This is a genomic window from Paracidobacterium acidisoli (genome assembly GCF_003428625.2).
Taxonomy (GTDB): domain Bacteria; phylum Acidobacteriota; class Terriglobia; order Terriglobales; family Acidobacteriaceae; genus Paracidobacterium; species Paracidobacterium acidisoli.
The window spans coordinates 341,934-362,303 of record NZ_QVQT02000005.1 but is presented as its reverse complement, the minus strand read 5'-3'; the positions used below and the strand labels follow the sequence as shown (position 1 = coordinate 362,303).

11 protein-coding genes are annotated in these 20,370 nt (G+C 59.1%); 4 read left to right on the top strand and 7 right to left on the bottom strand.

Going from position 1 to position 20,370, the window contains the following annotated elements:
* Nucleotides 1-120: 120 nt before the first annotated feature.
* The 4 genes from D0Y96_RS15395 to D0Y96_RS15380 form a co-directional block, all read right to left on the bottom strand.
* Entirely contained in the window at nt 121-3,894 is a 3,774-nt protein-coding gene (locus D0Y96_RS15395) for a TonB-dependent receptor (protein WP_117301627.1), read from the bottom strand.
* Between the two features lie 457 nt (nt 3,895-4,351).
* A complete protein-coding gene (locus D0Y96_RS15390) occupies nt 4,352-5,608 on the bottom strand; it encodes an SGNH/GDSL hydrolase family protein (protein WP_158562426.1) in 1,257 nt (418 codons plus the stop codon).
* A gap of 29 nt (nt 5,609-5,637) precedes the next feature.
* On the bottom strand, nt 5,638-8,049 hold the full coding sequence (locus tag D0Y96_RS15385; protein WP_117301622.1) for a glycosyl hydrolase family 95 catalytic domain-containing protein: 2,412 nt from the start codon (nt 8,047-8,049) through the stop codon (nt 5,638-5,640).
* A 71-nt stretch (nt 8,050-8,120) separates the two neighbouring features.
* On the bottom strand, nt 8,121-10,421 hold the full coding sequence (locus tag D0Y96_RS15380) for a GH92 family glycosyl hydrolase (protein ID WP_199480368.1): 2,301 nt from the start codon (nt 10,419-10,421) through the stop codon (nt 8,121-8,123).
* Between the two features lie 525 nt (nt 10,422-10,946).
* Between D0Y96_RS15380 and D0Y96_RS15375 the strand changes: the two genes are divergently transcribed.
* Together D0Y96_RS15375 and der are read left to right on the top strand one after the other, a co-directional pair.
* Entirely contained in the window at nt 10,947-12,290 is a 1,344-nt protein-coding gene (locus D0Y96_RS15375) for a hypothetical protein (protein ID WP_147325091.1), read from the top strand.
* A gap of 204 nt (nt 12,291-12,494) precedes the next feature.
* Entirely contained in the window at nt 12,495-13,961 is a 1,467-nt protein-coding gene (gene der / locus D0Y96_RS15370; protein ID WP_350449098.1) for a ribosome biogenesis GTPase Der, read from the top strand.
* A 92-nt stretch (nt 13,962-14,053) separates the two neighbouring features.
* On the opposite strand, the gene D0Y96_RS15365 is transcribed toward der, so the two are convergent.
* The 3 genes from D0Y96_RS15365 to sppA form a co-directional block, all read right to left on the bottom strand.
* Complete coding sequence (locus tag D0Y96_RS15365; RefSeq protein WP_117301614.1) at nt 14,054-15,760, bottom strand: ArnT family glycosyltransferase; 1,707 nt, start codon at nt 15,758-15,760, stop codon at nt 14,054-14,056.
* A gap of 456 nt (nt 15,761-16,216) precedes the next feature.
* Nucleotides 16,217-16,549 (bottom strand): integration host factor subunit beta, encoded by a 333-nt coding sequence (locus D0Y96_RS15360; protein ID WP_117301612.1) that lies wholly within the window; start codon nt 16,547-16,549, stop codon nt 16,217-16,219.
* 179 nt (nt 16,550-16,728) lie between these two features.
* Nucleotides 16,729-17,649: a signal peptide peptidase SppA gene (gene sppA / locus D0Y96_RS15355; protein WP_252263825.1), complete on the bottom strand. Its 921-nt coding sequence runs from the start codon at nt 17,647-17,649 to the stop codon at nt 16,729-16,731.
* Nucleotides 17,650-17,806: 157 nt separating this feature from the next.
* On the opposite strand from sppA, the gene D0Y96_RS15350 reads away from it, so the two are divergent.
* Both D0Y96_RS15350 and D0Y96_RS15345 read left to right on the top strand, forming a co-directional pair.
* On the top strand, nt 17,807-18,586 hold the full coding sequence (locus D0Y96_RS15350; protein ID WP_350449091.1) for a dolichyl-phosphate beta-glucosyltransferase: 780 nt from the start codon (nt 17,807-17,809) through the stop codon (nt 18,584-18,586).
* A gap of 780 nt (nt 18,587-19,366) precedes the next feature.
* The gene (locus D0Y96_RS15345; protein ID WP_252263824.1) at nt 19,367-20,206 is read left to right on the top strand and encodes a proline dehydrogenase family protein; all 840 of its coding nucleotides are present in this window, start codon (nt 19,367-19,369) and stop codon (nt 20,204-20,206) included.
* The last annotated feature ends 164 nt before the right edge of the window (nt 20,207-20,370 follow it).

Genomic DNA, 20,370 nt, shown 5'->3' with positions numbered 1-20,370 from the left:
CATCGCCGCCTGGGTGTATTGTGCGATTTTTTGTCCGGAGATGACTGCGAGGCTGAGATCGCCTTGTACGGCGCGTCTCAGCCTCGAGGTTGCTGTTATGTGCGATGGATTACGCGACGATCAGAAGACGACTCTGGCGTGCATCGTAATCTGACGCGGATCAAAGGTTGTGACACCGAGCGTTCCATAGGTACTGCTGGTGCCGAGGCCCGGAATGAGACCCCCACCGGGATTGTTGACCAGGTTCGGGCTTCCGAGGCTTCCGGTGTAGCTTCCGTTGAATTCCGCATGGTTGAGCAGGTTGGAGGCTTCCGCCGAAACCTGCAGGCTGATGCGCTCGGTGACCGGAAAGCTTCTTCTGAGGCTGAAGTCAACGTTGAAGCGTCCGGGGCCACGAAGACCGCCGCTGGTCTGAGCGGCATCACCGTTCCAGTAAAGATTGGGATGGATGCTTCCGTCCGGAGTGGTCAGCGTTTCTCCGGTAAAGGCGCAGGCGTTGTATTTGAGGAAAGTGTATTTCTGCGGCGTGACCGTCTTGCCGCAGGGCAGCGTGACCGTGGTCGATCCGTTGTACCAGTGCTGCAGGCCCTTTGGAACCTGCAGGGGCTGGCCAGGGACGCGATCGACGCGCGAGGTGATGGAACCAGCATTCGACATGCTGATCACGAAGGGCATTCCATCCTGCGCGGTGACGACGGAGCCGAGGCTCCAGTCACCGAGCACCTGGCGCGCGACTGCATTGCTGAGGGTGAAATGACCCTTCGAGCCGAAGGGCGACTCATAGACGAGGGTGGCAACGAAGCGATGCGGGAGATCGGCCAGTCCATAGTTCTGGTTGAGCCGGTTATCGACCAGATCGGGAGTGCCGGTGTTGCCACCGTAGTTCACGCCCTGACCGTCTTCAATGCCGGTGGTGGTGAAGTCGAGTTCCTTGCCCCAGGTGTAGTTGAGATCGAGGTGGAGCCCGGAGGAGAAGGCGTGGTTGAGGCGAACCTGCAGCGAGTTGTAGCGGGCAAATCCCGTCGATCCGTTGAGACCCGCGCCGTAAAGATGCGGATAAGGCAGCAGCGGAATGAACTGCTCAATGGTTCTGGCGGCCAGACTGCCCTGAAAGGGAGTGAGTGGACCCGTTGCCGGCTGATAGGGGTTGGCTACCTGCACAGAGGACGGATCGGTGGCGCCGTTGCTGGCGATGTACTGGTTCTTCCACCCGGCGAGCGTGGCCGCGGGAAGGCTCTGAAGGTCTTCAAAGGGGAGATTGCGGGTGGTGAGGTGATCGGACCAGGAGCCGCTCCAGCCGAGCGAAAACAGCCACTGCGAGCGTCCGCCGAAGGCCTGCTCGATGAAGACATTGCCCTGTTTGGCGATCTGGTTTTTCAGGTGCCGGTCAAAGAGGGCCTCGCCCGTTCCGTAGATCTGAGGAGCGGAGGCGTTCGACCCGGTGGCCACGACAAGAGGAGAAGGATCGGTAAACTGCGTTACCGGAACTCCATGCGGGTTGGAGCCGTAAGGCAGCGCCTGATTGCCGGGAGCAAACGGAGCTTCGCCGTAATCGTTCGGACTGGAGAAGTATCCGGTGTTACTGGGCAGATAGGTGATGCCAAAGCCGGCGCGCACGACGGTGCCGGGACGGACCTGCCAGGCTGCGCCGAGACGCGGCTGGAAGTCATGATATTCGGTATCCCAGAGATTACGGCTGTAGCCCATGGTTCCCGGAAAATCGATCGCACCCATAGTGCCGAATGCGTTCTTCTTCGTGAAGTCGATGCCGCTCATGCGGTTGTAGCGCTCGGTGACACCGGGCTGGACGTCCCAGCGCAATCCGAGATTGAGCGTGAGGCCGGGGCGGACCTGCCAGTCATTCTGCGAATAGATACCAAAGTATTTGGCGGCATAAGCCGGTTTGAGGTTGGCACCGGGACGGACAAACCAGACACCCTCACCCACCAGCATGGTCGCGCCGCTCATACCACTCTCCAGAGGAGAGGTATTTCCAGGCGCAACTTTGCCCTCTGCGGTTGCATATTCGAATGTGTAGTTGCCGCCAGGATCGCCAGCGCAGCATCCGCCGATATTGGCCGAGCCCTCTTCGAAATCCGTGTAGTTTGCCAGGATGACGCGGTATTCGGCGCCTTCCTTGAAGGTCCAGTTGCCGTGCACCTTGGTGACGCTGCCGTTGATGGCGTGGCTGATCTGATGTTCCTGCTTATTGGCAAACTGGCCGCCTGAAAGCGCCGCCCAGTTGCTGCCGCCGGTCGAGCCGCCGAAGCCATTGGGATTGACGACAGGCGCGGCGCCGGGCTCCGCAAAGAGAGACTGCGTTGCAGAGGGGATACCGAACTTATCGTACTGCGTGAATCCGGAGTGGTTGCCGGCAAAGTTGATGGTGTCTGTCCGGGTTGCGCCGTAACGAACGTCGACGAAGAGAGTGGGGCTCAGAACGATGGTGTCACCGATCTGCGCATAGGGATTGCGATCTTTCGTCGTAGCCGGGTCATTGTTAAAGCCGGCTGTGCCAAAGGCGTTCGGCTGAAGAATGGTGCCGAAGTCAAATCCGCCGCTGCCGTAGATGGAGTGAATGCCGCGCTTGTAATCGATGCGATTGTTGAGTGTCTGGCGACGCACAGTATTTACAACGGTCGAGGTGAAGTTATTGGTGTTGTATACGTCGTCCGGTGTGCGGTTGGGCGTGGGATAGAAGCTGTACATGTAGACCGCTTCAGGATTGGGATTGGGGATGATGGCGTTGGGAAATGGCGCACGCTGATAGAGATCCGGACCGAGCTGCGTGACGGAGAAGGGATTAAAGATCTGCGCAGGCTGGGCCGCGCCGTTGGCGTCCTGCTGAAATGTATTGCTGAAGTTGCCGACCCGTTCGAGCGCGGTGGGAACGGTCTCAAGATAGGTCTGCCCCTGGTTGAAGCGCAGCAGGTGGTAGCTGGAAGAGAAGAAGATGGAGTTCCTCTTAATAGGGCCGGTGACCGCTCCGCCGAAATCGTTCACCTTGAAGGCCTTCCTGGAGATGTTCTGATCGTTGTTCCCCCAGGTATTGGCATTCAGGGCTTCGTTGCGGATCATGTACGAGGCCTGACCGTGAAACTCATTCGTACCGGATTTGGTGGTGATGGACATGACGGCCTGGCCGCGTCCGTACTGTGCATCGAAGTCGTTGCTGATGACGCGAACTTCCTGAATGCCTTCTTCGTTGGGGATGATCGACGCTTCGTTGAAGCCGTCGCCCATGATGGGAAGACCGTCGAGCTGAATGTCGTTTTCAAAAGCACGGCCACCGTTCACGCCGATGGCGGAAAACTGGGCGCGGCCGGCGACACCGATGCCGAAGGAGTTCAGCGTCTGGCTGGTCGAAGCTTCATTACGGGGCTGCACGCCGTTCTGCAGCGTGGCGTAGTAGAGCGGGTTCTCAGTGACGTTCGGGATGGAGTCAATGACCAGAGAATCGACTCCGGCGGAGACGGTGCTGCTGTCGGTCTGGAGCTGTTCGGCGAGAGCGTGGACCTCAACTTTCGTGGAGGCGGCTCCAATCTGGAGGACGGCATCGACGCGAGCCGTCTGTGAAGGGTTCAGCTGCAGGCCGGTCTCTGAAAACGTGACGAAGCCCGAATGGGTGATGGACACCGAATAGGTGCCCGTCTCGAGGTATGGAACCGTATACGAGCCGGAAGAGGTGGTTTTGGTGGTGTAGGTGGCGTTCGTGCCCGTGTCGGTTACGGTGACGCCGGCATCAACGACGATCGCCCCGCTGGGGTCGGTGACCGATCCGGTGATCGTTCCTGAGCGTATCTGCGCCTGGACAAAGGGAGCCGTAAGGAGCAGACAGAGGATGACAAAGCCTGTGTGCGCTTCACGAAGGAGTGTGGCAATTTTTCGAACCATAATTGGCCTCCTGGGCTGCCGGAGTTTATTCCGGCTCGACCCAATTTGTTGCGTATTGTGCAATTTCTCTTGCACTTTGTAATGTCCGCAAAAAACAGGCAATGAGCTGCACAGACGAACGGAATACAGCGCATTGCTGGTACGGATTGCGGCTGGCGGGAATACCCGGTGAGCTGAGAGAGAGCGCCTGTCTGCGCGCCGACCGCTTTCGGAATTTCACAACCGCAAAACACCATAATTTGCGGTTTGAACGGCGAACAAGGTTAGAGAGGCGCTGTAACGCTCCTACATCTTTCCTGTAATCAGCTACTTAAAGGAGGGGGCGTTGCGTAACGGTAGGTACCCCTGTTAGCCGTAGCGAGGATGAGGTTTCCGTAAAAACGGATAAGGGGATCGCCGCACCGGTATGGATCTGGAGCGGGGGGAAGAGACCGGGGGCTTTTTCCGGGCTGAAGTCTTATGGCCGGTGACGGCCGGCGGACGGAGAACTGCGCATTCCGTCGCGGCCCGATGCCTGGGTAAAGAGGGCCAGATTTACGGCGCCGGCGATGGCCTGAAGGCCGGCGTCGTTGGGATGCAGATGATCGCCGTGATCGTAGGCGGGAAGAAAGCGGGTGGGGTGAGCGGGATCGTGCGTGGCGGCGTCCTGATCGATGACCGCGTCGCAGCCACTCGCCTCACTGCGAAGAAAATCGTTGACGCGCTCGCGGGCCGCTTCGCCGGCGGGAGTCCAGTAGTTTGCACCCTCATACGGAGTGAGGGTGGAGCAGAAAAACTGAATATGGCTCTGATGCGCCAGCGCAATAAGCTGCCCGATGCCGGCGATGAGCTGCGCGGCCGAGGGCTGCGGCTTTGTGGAACCGAGGTCGTTGATGGGGGCGTCGGCGAAGATGACCCAGCGGACTCCGGGCAGCTCCAGCACATCGCGGCGAAAGCGATGCCTGGCGCTGGCTCCTGCGCCGTCGGCGAGCAGGCGGTTTCCACTGATGCCCTCGTTGAGCACGCCGATGCCGAATCCGGCTTCCACCAGCTTTTGCGCGAGGACATTTGGCCAGCGGCGATTGGCGCCGGGCGTGGAGAAATAGCCTTCGGTGATGGAGGCTCCGAGGGTCACGACGGCGCCGTGGAGCCCGGCTCCCTGCACGTCAAGACCGGTGAGGAACCAGGTGCTTTCTGTTGTCTTCGCATCCGACAGGTCTTTGCTGCTGCTGACGTCTCCGGAGGCAAGGTAGCTGGTCTGATGGGCAGCGCCATGGAATGTGGCCCGGCCTGAAGGTCTCGGCAGACAGAAGCTGATGGCGATATCGCTGAGAGCCGGAACCTGGAAGGCGACGGGATCGCTGACGGCTTCTTTGCCGGGAGCAATGACGATGAAACGGCTGCCGCGGAAGAGGACGGCGCGGTCGGTATCCGGAAGAATGGAAGAGCCGTCGCCGAGCCGGGCGATGTGCACATCTTCCACACGCAGAGGGCGCGTGCCGAAGAGGTTCGAGATGTGTATGCGCGCGGACGAACCACCAACGCTGGTGCAGATCACCTGGCGGAGGGTCTGCCGGGTGAAGCTGGAGGCTGCGTCGTCGCGAACGGGAGCGGTGGCCCAGGTTCCGACCCACGATGCAGCGCCGGTTTGGGCCGCGGCCGGCATGGCAGTGACGGCCAGCAGCAGAGCTGCCATCCAGAAGCTGCGGAACCGGTCATGCGGATGATGGCTCATGAGCTCGCTCCTGCAGGTGGATACATGCTTCATTCACCGCTGCCGGGAAAGAGGCCAATCTGCACGGGGCCGAGACGCTTTGCAGCCGTGGCGGGAGTGCCGGTGACGGGCGCGAAGGGCTGCGCCGATGATGGCGCGTCCTGCGGCGCGAGCAGATAACGGGTACCGGCGACGGCATGAAAGGTGAGTACCGGTCCGGAATCTGCCGTAATCGCCTTTGCTCCGGTGGAGGAGATGACATCGACCTTCCGGCCGGGCCAGGGGTTGCGTACTTTAAGCTGCTCTGTCGTTCCAGCCTCGATGACGGCGGTGGTCACAACGCCCTTCGTTACCTGAACATCGACCTTTGTCTTTCCGCGCACATATACGCTGCCGTCGAAGTCCCATCCGGAGGGGATGGCGGGCGCGATGCGGATCAGACCGTCGTAGTCCTGCACGAGGGCTTCCTGCAGAGCGTCTGCGACGACGCCGGATTCCTCGACATAGAACTCGCCAAAGTGGCCGCCCCAGTTGGCGAGGCCGTTGGCGAACTCCTGGTAATGCTCGGTGAGACTCACCAGAGTGGCCTGCACCTCGCTGCCCAGATCGAGGCGGGCGGCCTGCATGGGATCGCAGCTCCAGTCGGCCTGAGCCACAAAGGGGCGATGCTCATAGGTACGGCGAGCGAGCGCGAAGTCAGGCGAGGCATCGCCGATTAGTCCATAGGGCCACACGGGCTCAAGGCCGATGTTCTCAATATTGTGCTTTTCAGCGGCGGGCTGATACGAAGCCGCGATCACATCCTGGCCAGAGGCATCGGCCGTAGGCGGAAGCAGTGTCAGAGGACCGGATTCCTGCGTGCGTGGAAATGCAGGGATCTTTGACAGCGCTGCCTGCAGCTGGCGGATGAGATCGGGATCTTTGCCGAGCAGCTTTGCCGCTTCGATGGTCTCGGGGTAGAGCGTTTTGATCCCGGCGAGATCGGTGGTGGGGTCGATCACGTCCCATTGCGTTTCGTGCGCGTTGGAGGGACTGGTGTGGAGCAGGCCATCCGTTCCCGGCTTCTGATAAGCAAGGAGAAAGCGCGCGGAGGCGGCCATGACCGGATAGTTTTCGGCGAGGAATTTGCGGTCGCCGGTGGCGAGATACTGCTGCCAGATCCAGAAAGAGACTTCGGCTCCGGTGGAGATGGTTCGCGCGTTGTAGTAAGGCCTGTAGCCTGCATCGCAGTCGCGGCCCATGGTAGCCGGAGTCCAGCTCGATTCGTATTCAATGCCGGGACCGTTGAAGCGCATCGTCTCCGGAACACAGATGCCGGGCAGGTTGTGCATATTCTGCCGGGTCCAGTCTTCGATGCCGGGAAGGCTTTCGCGATAGAGATTGAAGTACGGAGCGTTGACGTCGGTAAGGCCGGCTCCGAGATTCGCGGCAACCTGCATGCGGAGGTTCCAGTGCCAGAAGGCGGAGGAGTCCCAGTGATGGACATCGCGCGCCGAGGAGAGCATGTCGGCAACGCCCGCCTGGGTGCCGGGATACTCGGAACCTTTTTCGGCGACGGCGGCAAAGAGATAGATGTGCCGGAGGTTTTCCATGTACTCACCGGAGCCGTCGGCAGAGCTGATACGGATGAGGGCGGCGTGGTCCCAGAAGCCGTGCCACCACTCGCGATGCGCGATGGCCGACGTATCCGCGAGCGCGGGATGAATCAGAGATGCCGCGCTCTCCCGTCCGTCGTAATGCGGCGACGCAACGATGACACGGAAGTGGCCATCGGCGTAAGGCTTAACGCTTACGGTAATGGTGAGAGGATCGGTAACAGCAGCAGATACATTTTGTCCAAGAGCGGTTACGGCGGCCAGGGAGCCGAAGGGACGGCCTGACGAGCCGGGGTTCTTATTGTCGATCCACGACTGTGCGAGCAGGCCGGTCTGGCCTTCGATCGATGCCTTTGGAGTGCGAGGCGCCCACAGCTTCAGCTGAACGGTCTGCGGCGTTTTGGGATCGGCTCCGGTGACGTCGACGATCAGTGTGTCGGTATGCGGCTGCACGAAGACCGTCGCCTTCATTCCATTGCCGCTCTCCTTGAACTCTCCGTTATAAAGGTCGAGCCGTCCGCTGTAGTCCTTTGCCTGCGTGACAGCGGAGAGGCCGGGAATGACGACCTGCCCTGGAGAATCGCGATCAGGCAGCGTATCAGCGCGGTTGAGCTGCACGGTCAGACCGTCGGCGGACCAGACGGCGGCACCCAGAGTGCCGTTGCCCAGAGGCATGGCCTGTGCCGGTTTGAGGTTGGGCTGTCCAAGAACAATATCGGAGCGGCCGACGACGCCGGCGGTATCGACATGGAAGCGGCCATCGTGCCAGGCGGTGGAGGGAGACTGCGCGCGGGCGTTTTCGCGACCCGCGCCAAGGAGAAGAACCAGCAGGACAGGCAGGATGACTCTGATACGGGGGCTGTTCAAACCACATCTCCACGAGCCCCGCACGGGACAGACGGGGCGAAGAATCTGTTCCATGTGTATGCTATCTCGTTCTACTGCCCGGCTGAGGCGGCGACCGGCGTCATCGAGGGCGGAGCGTCCTGCGGCGCGCTGCCCCACTGCTCATTCGGCGTGCCGCCCATCTGCAGCACGAGTGTTCCGCCATTCTCGATGTCGGACTGGCTGAACCACGCTTTGTTCAGAGACTTTCCGTTCAGAGTCGCCGACTGAATGTATTTGTTCTGCGCCGAGACGTGATTTGCAAGGATCGTGAAGTCCTTTCCATTGCCCATGCGGATCGTGCTCTTCTCGAAGATCGGGCTGCCGATTTCATAGACCGGGCTGCCGGGGCAGACGGGATAGAAGCCGAGCGCGCTGAGGACATACCACGATGAAGTAGCTCCGCCGTCGTCGTCACCTGGAATGCCGAGCGGAGTGTCGGTGTACCAGAGATCCATCAGCTGGCGCACGCGGCGCTGCGTCTTCCAGGGCTGTCCGGAGAAATCGTACAGATAAGGAATGTGAAAGCTGGGCTCGTTGCCCTGAGCATAGAGGCCAACCAGTCCTGTTGCATCGGGAAACTGATCGAGAAAGTGCCATTTCGAGGTGCCGTACTGCTCGACGAAGAGCTGATCAAGCTTTGCGTTGAAGGCATCGCGTCCACCCATGAGATGAATGAGGCCGGCAACGTCATGCTGCACGCCGAAGGTGTAGATCCAGGAATCGACTTCGGTGAAGTAATCTCTGGCTCCCTGACCGCCGCCAAGTTTGGGATCGAAATGGGCGACCCATTTGCCGTCGGCGCTTTTGGGGGCCATGAAATCGATCTCGGGGTTGAAGAGATTTTCGTAATTGTGCGCGAGCTTCGTGAAATAGAGGTAGTCGGCCTGATTGCCGAGCGCTTTGGCGAGCTGCGCGACACACCAGTCATCGTAGCTGTTCTCAATGGTGACGGAGACGGACTGGCGACGCTCTTCTGTCACCTCCAGCACAGTTTCTTCTTCGTCCCAGGCCAGAGCGGGGAAAAATCCTTTATCGAAATACACATGATCGAGAGAGGTGAGCGGGCCGCGCCTCCAGGGAAGCATGGTCGCGTCGGTGGCGTTCTTTCGCATCGCAGCGTAGGCTTCGCGAACGTCGAAGTCGCGGTATCCCTTCTCGTATGTATCGAGGATGAACTGAGCGGCATGATGGCCGATCATAACGGCCTGCTCACCGGCAATAGACGGGAAAGACGGCAGCCAGCCGCTTTGTTCGTACATGCGCAGATAGGAGCGGATCATGTCCTGCTGCTGGCGGGCGTTGAGCAGAAGCTGGAGCGGGTGAAGGGAGCGGAAGGTATCCCAGAGGCCGTCGTCGATGTAGAAGTCATGACCGTCGGCCTGATGGACGGCGTGGTCATAGGCGCTGTAGTAGCGGCCATCTTCGGTGATGTCGGTCATGCGGCCGAGGGAGCGGTAGAGCGCGGTGTAAAAGATGGTCCGCTGCTGCTCCGTGCCACCGGTTGTATCGACAGCTCCGAGCGCCTGATTCCAGGCGGCACGAGCGTCCGCCTTTACGCGATCGAAGTTCCACTGCGGGATCTCGCGCTCAAGGTTGCGACGGGCCTGATCGGCGCTGATGTACGACAGGCCGACGCGCACCTGGATCTGGTCGCCAGCGGTTGCGGGGAAATCCGTCACGAAGCCGATGCGATTGCCGGTCTGCGCTGCCTGATGCGAGAGCGCGCCGCTGCTCCATGTCTGGTACTCGCCGAAGGGGCGTGAGAACTCCGCATAAAAATACTCGCGCGTTTCACCGCTGGTATCGGTGGCCTTTGTGATGGGCGAGACGATGCGCTGGCTTCCCTCGATCGCGGCGTCACCCACAACCTTCAGCTCCGAGCCTTCTTTGAGGCCAAGCACGAGATGGGCATGCGGGCTGGCGGGCAGAGTGAAGCGATAGAATACCGACTGCTTCCCTGCAGTGAGCTCCGCTTTGATTTTCCAGGTGAGCAGATCGGTTGCGTAGTAATACGGCGTGGCGGTTTCAAAGTCGTGGTCGAAGTCTGAGGCGTAGTCCTTCAGATGCGTAGTCGCCGTGCCGGTGGAGGCCATCAGCACGGCGGGGCCGGCGGGAAAGCCATATATTTTGTCAGCAAGATAGCGATCGGTGATGCCGGGCGTGGTGACGGGCGCGATGCGAGCCATGCCGTGCGGATACTGCACGTAAGGAATGGTCGCGGTGAGCAGCTGCCCGATGCCGCCAATGTTGGGGGAGACGTAATCGACCGGATCCTTATGCGTCTGCGCGGTGATCCATGCAGAGGTACTGAAGAAAATCAGGCAGAGCAGTACGGGTAAACGCTTCATCATCCAAATCATCCTGTAGCCTTCTGCCGGATTCTTTTCAGCAGAGATTCCATAAGGATCGGCAGCCGGATTTCTTTACTGCAGATCAGATTGTTGTGGCCGCGAAATATAACGAGGCGGGTGGTTTCACCGCTTCGGGGTGAAAAAGACCTCCCATACCATGCCTGCTTTTCGCATTTTTTCCTTAAAGCGCTTTTACGCTAAAAGACCGCAAAGAAGATTGCAACGTTAGATGTGCTTCTAACGTTTCTCCATATCGCAGAAAAACATGGCGTTAAGGAAGCTCCCGGTTCGCTAACGGTAGATACCGTCTGCAAATTACCGCGGTCTGGCTCGGTTCCGCGCGTGGAATGAAATGCGGAATGAAATATGGCTGCTGATCGCAACGCCTGATATCTGCGAAGCAGATGCAGGCTGCGGGGCGGCTGACAACCGGCGGTGCTTCCAGAATGCTAGAATGGCGACGCCGACCCCTGTATGCATCCTGCCAGCCCAACCGATCTCCGAACCGCCGAAATTGCAAAGATCGTGGAAACTGAAGAGGACATTGCCGCGTTCAAGCGTCATCTTCAGGAAGTGATCGAGGGCGCAGCCTTTAAAGGAAGCCATCGCAGCCGGCAGTTTCTGGAATACATTGTCGAGCAATCGCTGGCCGGTCATTTCGAATCCCTGAAAGAGCGAGTGATCGGAGTGGAGCTTTTCGGGAGACCGACCACCTACGATACCAGCGATGATGCCATCGTTCGCGTAACGGCCAGCGATGTGCGGAAGCGCCTGCTGCAGCATTACGGGCAGCAGGGAGGTGTTTCCGAGTTCCGCATCGCCCTGCCGCTTGGCTCCTATATTCCGGAGATCACTCGCGAGGCGCGGGCGGAAGCGAATCATGCCACCGCAGCGGCTGCGGTTCCGGCAGCGGCGCATGCTGACGCAATTCCCTCTCCGCAGGAGGCGGTCTCATCGGTTCCGACGGCAGAACCGGCACATTCGCAGAGCACGAAAAAGGGATGGCTGTATTTTTTGTGCGGTGCAGTGGTGCTGAATCTGGCGATATGGGCGATGGTGTGGAACCATTTCTCGCATGCCACGCCGCCGTCGGCTTCCGTGCTGCCGTGGTCGGTGTTTTTCCATTCACCGCGGCCGACACAGCTGATCACGAGCGATCCGAATATTGCGGAGATGCAGGGGCTCACTCACTCGCGGATTTCGGTTTCGGATTATGCGAACCGGAATTACATTCCCGATCCGGACAAGCTGACGCCCGAGGTGCTTCAGTTCGCCAGGGTTTATCTGCGCGGCGATAAGGCGGCAGCGGTGGATACGCCGATTGCCGTCAACATTGCGGAGCTGGCAGAGACGAATGCCAGAAAGATATCGGTGCATGCGGCGCGGAGCGTAAGACTGTCGGACCTTGAGACGGACGACAACTTCATTCTGCTGGGCAGCCCGCGCTCCGATCCCTGGTCGGCGCTGTTCAACGATGAGCTGGACTTCCGCTTTGTCTTCGATCAGGCATCGGAACAGGAAGTGATTCACAATACCCATCCGCGGCCTCATGAGTCCGTGGACTATGTGCCGACTGCGCTGGGATGGGCGACGGGCGAATCGTACGCCATTATTGCTCTGGTTCAAAACCCGGATCAGAATGGCCAGGTTCTGCTTCTGGCGGGAGCGAACGGAGAAGGGACCGAGGCGGCCGGAAGGCTTGTCACCGATCTGCCGCGGCTTTCGACCATCCTGCAGAAGTGCGGGATTTCATCCTCAGGCCCTCTGCAGCATTTCGAACTACTCCTGCATCTCCATACGATGGCGGGCTCGCCAAGCAATATCGATGTCGCCGCGTGCCATATTCTGGCGGGAAATTCCTCGAAATAGCCGCTGCGGCAACCCGACAGCGATGCCGGATACGACCTCCAGGACCGGAAAAGCCGAAAAACCAGTCTAGAATCAGAGAAGTACCTTTTTACAGCCAGGCGCTGAGATTCGCGGCCTGAGCCGCTCAAGGAAAGCCGGCGAAGCACCGTGAAACCCCGAAAACATAATGTGAAACGTCCCCGCCCTGCTCAAAGCGCTTCGAAGGTGCATTTCCCCGAGCCATCGGTGCAGGGTTCGTCGAAGGGGCCGGTCTTTGCCATCGTCGGACGGCCGAATGTAGGCAAGTCCACGCTCTTCAACCGTCTTACGGGATCGCGGCGCTCGATTGTCGGCGACGAACCGGGCATTACACGCGACCGCATCTACGGAGAGGTTCGATGGAACGGGCATACGGCCCGGCTGGTGGATACGGGCGGGATTGTTCCGGACGATGAGGCGCTGATTCCGTCGGAGATTTTCCGGCAGGCACGCGTCGCGCTGGAAGAAGCCAATGCCATCGTCATGGTTGTCGATGGACGAACGGAGCTTGCCGCTCCGGATATCGATCTTGCCCGGCTGCTGCTGAAAACCGGCAAGCCTCTTTTTCTGGCGGTGAATAAAATCGATACGGTGGCGCTGGACGCCACGGCAGAGAACTTTCGGCGGATCGGGATTCATAACCTTGTTCCGATCTCGGCCGAACACGGACACAATATCGGCGATCTGCTGGATGAGGTGTTCGCGGTGCTTCCCTTCGGGAACGAAGAGGCTGAAGAAGAAGACACGGAGCCAGAAGAACCGGCGCAGGAGGAAGAGGCTGCTGCGGAAAAGCCGGCGGTGCATCGCACGCATGGCGAGTTTGAGCAGCATGAGACCCGGGTGGCGATTATCGGCCGTCCGAATGTAGGTAAATCCACGCTGCTGAATACGCTTACGGGGACGACGCGGGCAATTGTGTCGCCGATTGCGGGAACAACACGGGATGCGGTCGATGAGGTGATCGAGTACCAGGGCCGGCACCTGCGCATTGTCGATACGGCCGGAATCCGGCGCAAGGGCAAAACCAACCTGATGGCGGAGAAGCTGTCGGTGGTGATGGCGCGGCGGCATCTGGAGGCATCGGATGTGGCGCTGCTGGTGATCGATGCCACGGAAGGCGTGACGGCCTCGGATGCGACGATCGGCGGCTATGCGCATGAGAGCGGACGGTCGGTCGTGATCGTCGTCAACAAGTGGGATCTGGTGACCACGGGGCGAACCGACGGCAAACCGCCCGCCGACCGCGAAATCTTCGAGGAGCAGCTTCGCCACTCGCTGAAGTATCTGGACTATGCGCCGGTGATTTTTATTTCAGCGACGGAAGGGCGCAATATTCACCGGGTTCTGGATGCTGTAGTGCGCGTTGCCGCAGAACGCCGCAAGCGTGTTACGACCGGGCAGATGAACCGCTTTCTGGAGCGCGTCGACTTTCAGCGTGCCGGTGTGCCGCTGGCGAAGAAGATGCGCATCTTTTATATGACGCAGGCGGCTGTCGCACCGCCGACCTTCGTTCTGTTCACCAACCGGCAGGTGAAGCTGCACTTCTCTTTCGAGCGGTTCCTTGAAAACCAGGTGCGGGAGGCCTTCGGCTTTGAAGGATCGCCGATCTGGTTCAAAGTGCGGGCGCGGGAAAAGCAGGGCAGCGCAAAGTAACTGCCCCTGCTGCGATGCTTCCGGCGTGTCGTTTTTGAAAAGTGTGGAGAAGGCAGAGCATCCCTCTGCGGCTAAAGCCGTTCCCTGATGGCTTACTGAATGTGGTAAATGCGTATGGTCTTACCGGCTATGGCTACGGGCTTGTATGCGGCGAGCCATCCATAGGCCTCGGGCTGCGTGCGATAACGCGCTTCGCTGATGGCGATCCATCCCGTGACCGGTTTGCCTTCAGGCAACGGCTGCCACGGAGGCAGGCTGAACTGGTTCAGATCGAGTGAGCCATTGTAGGTGATCCATGCCTGATCGGCGTGGAGATCGCGCAGCTTCGTGCTGAGACGGCTGAGATCCTGTCCCCAGTCATAGTCGCTGCCCAGGTGAATCTCTGTTGCCCAGGGAGCAGAGATTTCGTTGTACCAGGGCAGGAAATCCGGCGTGGCAATGAGAGTGGCCGTCACGTTCCAGGCTACAAGCGCGCATAATGCGCCGATCTTTACGGGCTTTGCGATTCCGCTCCGGGCGATGAGCCACCGCGCGGCAAAGGCGCTCAGCATGGCAAGGAACGCATACACGACCAGGATGTGCCTGATCCCAAGGTGTACGTGAGAGGCTGTGGCGATCAGCATGGGGATGAAGAATCCGGCGAGGGGCACGATGACGAAGAGGTCGCCGCCGGAGAGCAATGCTCGCAGCGCCAGGCAGAGGCCGGCGAGTCCCAGAATGAGCAGGGGGATCGGCGTCTTCACCATGAGCATGAAGAAGAAGAACCAGGTATATCCCCGCGTATAGTTGTGGCCGAAGAGGTAGTCGCGTGGAGGATGTTTGGCCAGCGTGCGGGCGTCGCGGATTCCCTGGAGAAACTGGCTGGCCGGCATGTGATTCAGCAGAGCCATGATCGCCGGACGGAGCGGACCGGTCTTCGCAGCCAGGCGAGCCGCATGCCGCTGACCCGCGGCAGAGGATATGACCGGAGATGTCTGAAACCGATACGCGGCCCAGATGGTGATCAGCATCACGGCAAAGGTAAAGACGACGGCTGTGAAGCGCGGCAGAGGATGACGCGCCTCAGCAGGAGCTTTCCGCTCAGCGAACCAGAGATAACCGGCCAGGACCAGCACCATCAGAAAGAGGAACGGCAGACCGGACATCTTCGAAGCGCAGGCCAGGCCAATGGCGAAGCCTGCCCAGGCGTAATTGCGCCATCCGGAATGCAGAAGAGCGATCCAGATACGGTCGACGGCCAGCAGAAAAGCCGCCAGAAACGGTACGTCTGTGGTGGCGAGGCTGGCATTGGCGAGAATCGGTGGACAGAAGATGAAGAGCACGGCAGCGAGCGCGGCCGGCCACTCGCCGAGCCAGCGCCTGGTCATGCTCCAGACGAGAAAGACGGCGAGGAGATACCACGGCAGAATGCCAAGACGGGCCAGTGTGGCCGTTCGCCAGTAATGACCGCTTTGACTGAGAACAAGATTGCCGGCATCCCAGGGGCGATGGATATTGACTGCCTCTGCTCCGAAGAGCCAAGGACCGAGGGCTGCGGAGACACGTCCTGCTGGTGGATCGACCGGATCGATCATGCGGTGCGGAGGTGTCAGCCAGGCGATGCCGTTGCCGATGTGAGCCGGCTCATCCCAGGTGGGACTGAGATCGCGATAGACTACGCCGATCATTACGAGCGAGATCAGCAGCGCAAGAAGAACTGTGCCACGCGGCAGAAGGCAGGATGTCTTCACGGAAAGACGATTGAGTTCGGAGGCAGGCTGAGAGAGAGCTTGTGTACCCAGGGCTTGCGGAACTGGCATGATGATCTGATCCGTCAGGTTCCGGTCTTCGGACTGAACCCGAGTCCGGCTGCTGCCGAACGAAGAATGCTGGTTTTTGTCACCGGGGGAGTGGATTGGAGCGAGGACAACTGACTAAGGGGGGCTGGCTGGAGTGTAGCATTGCCGCCTGGCAAGACAGCAGGAAAAAAGGTCGTGGGACAGTTTGCAATGCAGGGAAAACAAACCATCCCTCAGAGCCGCTGAAGCCGCACTCCATTTGAGCCTTTTACGGCACCCTTCAACTTCTCTCAGAGCGGGCTCTGAAGCCGTGCCCTTCCCAAAATCATTCAAACCGACCGACTACCAGGAAAACTTGCCGCTCATTTCGGATATCGTCCCAAAAAACAAAGGCACGGCTTTCGCCGTACCTGCCATGACAACTTACCTGTAACAAGAAATGTGCCAGATACCCTTCGGGCTGCTGCTTCCCCGCTTTTACGCTGCCGGGCCCGCGGCACCGCTGTCTGCCGGTGCTTCCGCAGATGTCTTTTCTCCGGGGTTTACAAGGTCGCGCAATTCCTTGCTCGGCTTGAAATAAGGAACCCGCTTTGCCGGAACATCCACCTTCTCACCGGTTTTCGGATTGCGTCCCACCCGTGGTTTGCGCTGCCTGATACGAAAACTGCCGAATCCACGAATCTCAATCTTGTCGCCGGATTTCAGCGCGCCAATGACGGAATCAAATATGGTGTCCACAATCACCTCACCGTCGCGCCGCGTCAGGTCGCCGAGTTGGGTAACTTCCTCCACCAGATCTGCTTTGGTCATGTTAAGTTTTGCCCCCAGTTCAGGTTAGCATTGTACAAAACGGCCAAAGCGAAATCATCGGCAACAGATGGAGGGCTCCGCGCAGACGTGAGACCCGCACAGCGCCTGAACTGCCGCCATCCCTGAAAATCGCCTTAACCCCTGATAATGATTGTAGATGCAGGAACGCGCCGGATGCGCTACCGCCATAGAAAATAAAAGCCCGGATTCTTTTCGAGCAACTGGCTCGGATTGGGGAAGAGGTCGTCGGCGTTGTTTGTCAGAATATCCAGCAGCGACCGGTGTCTGACCATGGGCCGGACGACGGACGGCTCGCCGGTGATACCGACACTCTTCGCGGTGTCGAGCAGCGCATCGCGGAAGCCTCCCTCCTTATCGATGAGATGAAGCGGCATGGCCTGCTGGCCGGTCCAGACCTGGCCGGTTGCAAGCGCTTTGATCTGATCCACACTGAGGTGACGGCCATTGGCGACATCGCCGACAAACTGACCATACATATTGTTGACGAGACCCTGAAAATACACCTGTTCTTCGGGTGTCATGTCACGGGACGGATCGCCTGCATCCTTCAGCGCACCGGCGTGGATGACTTCGGGCCGCAGCTTTGCCCATTTCAGCAGATCGCCATAGTTGGTCCATTCCATGATCACGCCGATGGAGCCGACCAGACTGGCATCGTTGGCATAGATTTTGTTGGTTCCGGAGGCGACGTAATAGGCTCCGCTGGCGCCCACGCTCTCAATCGAAGCAATGATGGGCTTTCTCTTCTCACTGCGAATCCGCACGACCTCGTGGTAGATCTCCTGTGAAGGGGCCGCGGCACCGCCAGGGGAGTCGATGTGCAGGATAATCGCCTTGACGGAACTGTCGTCGTCGAACTTCCGAAGCTGATCGATGGTGCTGTCCGCGTTCATGATGACGCCGTCGACGTCGACCACGGCGATACTGCTGCCGACTCCGGAAAAGGCAGAGGAGGAATTACCGCTGACGGAACGTACGGCAACATATCCCAATACCGACACAACAACTATAAAAGCGACAAATATTCCGCCGCCCAGCAGCAGCCAGAACCAGAATGACCGGCGCTTCTCTTCACTCATAGCGGCGAGTTTAGCACCGTTTGCAGCCCCTGTCCGAACTCTCTGAACCCGGTTTTCAGCCCGCTCGGTGAGCGGAACAGGCTCTGGACAGTCACCCGGCTGCAGCCTGATCATAAAGGGTTTAAGATACGAACGTGGCAGATTACGGAGTCCCCTCGTGAACCCTGAATACAGCATCGTTATACCGGCATATAACGAGACAGCTCGTATCGGATACGCTCTCGAGGAAGTTCTCCGCGTCATCCGGATACGACGGTGGCCCGCAGAAGTGATCGTGGTCGATGACGGTTCGACTGACGATACTGCTTCCATTGTGGAGCGCTTTGCCGCTGATCATCCTGAGGTTCACCTGCTGCAGAACCCTGGCAACCGAGGCAAAGGCTACAGCGTGCGCAATGGAATTCTGCATGCATCGGGCGAGATCGTGATGTTCACAGACGCCGATCTGTCCGCTCCGATCGAGGAAGCCGAGCGCCTGTTTGCAGCCATCCGCGAAGGGGTCGATGTCGCCATCGGCTCGCGCTGGCTGGATCGCGGAAGGCAGACGGCGCATCAGCCGCTCTATCGCCGCTTCTTTGGCCGGTGTTTCAACAGAGTTACGCGCATGATTATGCGCCTGCCCTTTGCGGATACGCAGTGCGGCTTTAAAGCATTTCAGCGCAGCGCGGCTCAGACGATCTTCCGGCTGCAGCAGATCGAGCGCTGGGGCTTCGATCCGGAGATTCTGTTCATCGCGCTCAAGCGGGGCTACTCGGTCAGAGAGATTGCCGTCACCTGGGGCCATGACGAACGCTCGCGCATCAGTTACCTGCGTGACGGCCTTCAGATGCTTCAGGAGCTGGTTTATATCCGCTGGAATGCGCTCACGGGCGTTTACAGGCGCCCGGTCCGTGAGTTTATGCCGGATATTCCGAAGTTACCTGCCGTCCGCAACTAACTATTTTCAGGAAAGCCAGGCATTTCTTCTAAAGCCACTTTCGCGGCGAAAAACAAAGGCGTCCGGAAACCGGACGCCTTTGCTGCTGGACTTTCGGCTGAAATCAGCTTGCAATCGCGGTCTTGATGGGCCCGTTTGTAAACCGGAGGGCCGGTCTCGGAACCAGGCGGATTCCATCCGCACTCTGGGTCAGCATCATGACCTGAGAGCAGGGACCGCAAAGCCAGAAATGCTCCAGGCGGCGCGTGCGTTTCTCTTCCACAGGGGCAGGTTCCGCAATTTCAAAGGCGAACACCCGGCCTTCACGCAGGTAATGGAGCGGCTTCGCGCATTTAGGATTAGCACAATTATTGACCATGGGGAGTCTCCCGCATTCGCCGTGTTCGGCGCCGTGCGCTACTACAGGGTTCACATTCCTGATGGATTACGGGGCGAAGCCCATAAAGTGCAGAAGGCCTAACAACCTTCCCCGCCCAAATACGTATTTCTTCTTCCCGGAGTTCAGATGCTTTACTGCGCATCTGTGGTTTTCCGCATACAGGGGGACTCTGTGCTCTTACGAACGGAAATGCATCAGGAAACGGAGCACTGTGCGCTTATTCTCGCTCAGTTTGGCAATTTTTCCATAAAATTCGATAAAAATCCTATTTTTTTACAGTGTGCGAGAATGAGCAGTTCTATCTCCTACCGGTTATGCCCTGGCTGCGCTCAACGTTCATCTCTCTTTCCCGCAATGGCACCCTCCGTCACCTTTCGGAAAGCTCAGCCCTGGGCCGGCGCATGTCTTCCCGGTTTGTTGCCGGCCTTACCCTGGACGATGCTCTGCGCGCGGCCCAGGCGGTGAACTCCCAGGGGATGGCGGTGACGCTCGACAGCCTGGGTGAGAATGTCGGCTCGCCGGAGGAGGCACATCGCTCAGCCGCTATTTATCATCGGCTTCTCGATATCATCCGGCAGCATCATCTGCATGCCAACGTGAGCGTGAAGCTGACACAGATGGGCATGGATCTGGGTCATGAGCTGGCGAAAGAGATTGTGTCCGGCCTTGTGGAGCATGCCGCAGCCAGCGACAGCTTTGTCCGGGTGGATATGGAAGGCTCCGCATACACTCAGGCCACCATCGATCTTGTCCGACGACTGCATGCGGCTCCTGAAAACAAGGGCCGCGTCGGTGTTGTGATTCAGGCGTATCTTCGCCGCAGCGCTCAGGACATTGCAGACCTGACGAGCGAGGGCATTCGCATCCGCCTCTGCAAAGGGGCTTACAAAGAGCCACCCGCGGTTGCCTTTCCTGACAAGAAAGATGTGGACGCGAACTTCGTGAAGCTGATGCATACGATGCTTCGCAGCGGGATTTATCACGGCATCGCCACACACGACGAAGCGATGGTTGCTGCAACCAAACAATATGTGCAGGAGCAGGGCATCGCATCCGACAGTTTCGAATTCCAGATGCTGTACGGAATTCGCCGCGACCTGCAGCGCTCGCTTGTCGCGAGCGGGTACAGGGTTCGCGTGTATGTTCCTTTCGGAACGGAGTGGTATCCATACTTTATGCGGCGGCTGGCCGAGCGACCTGCCAACATGCTCTTCCTGGCGAAGAACATGCTGAAGAAATAATTGTCGGCACCTTACAAAAGAAAATGCCGCGGCGGTTGCCGGAGGATAAACATGCCATTTGACATGCGTGTTCACTGCTGCCGCGCAACGATGCAACGCCTGTCATGCAGTGTCTGTAACACGGGCCCAGGGCCAGGCTGGTAGTCTGAAATCTTTGAGCGCAG

Bases quoted from the DNA above. Each gene is read 5' to 3' on its own strand.
- D0Y96_RS15395 (WP_117301627.1), bottom strand. From the start codon at position 3,894: ATGGTTCGAAAAATTGCCACACTCCTTCGTGAAGCGCACACAGGCTTT.
- D0Y96_RS15390 (WP_158562426.1), bottom strand. From the start codon at position 5,608: ATGAGCCATCATCCGCATGACCGGTTCCGCAGCTTCTGGATGGCAGCT.
- D0Y96_RS15380 (WP_199480368.1), bottom strand. From the start codon at position 10,421: ATGATGAAGCGTTTACCCGTACTGCTCTGCCTGATTTTCTTCAGTACC.
- D0Y96_RS15365 (WP_117301614.1), bottom strand. From the start codon at position 15,760: ATGCCAGTTCCGCAAGCCCTGGGTACACAAGCTCTCTCTCAGCCTGCC.
- D0Y96_RS15360 (WP_117301612.1), bottom strand. From the start codon at position 16,549: ATGACCAAAGCAGATCTGGTGGAGGAAGTTACCCAACTCGGCGACCTG.
- sppA (WP_252263825.1), bottom strand. From the start codon at position 17,649: ATGAGTGAAGAGAAGCGCCGGTCATTCTGGTTCTGGCTGCTGCTGGGC.
- D0Y96_RS15345 (WP_252263824.1), top strand. From the start codon at position 19,367: ATGTCTTCCCGGTTTGTTGCCGGCCTTACCCTGGACGATGCTCTGCGC.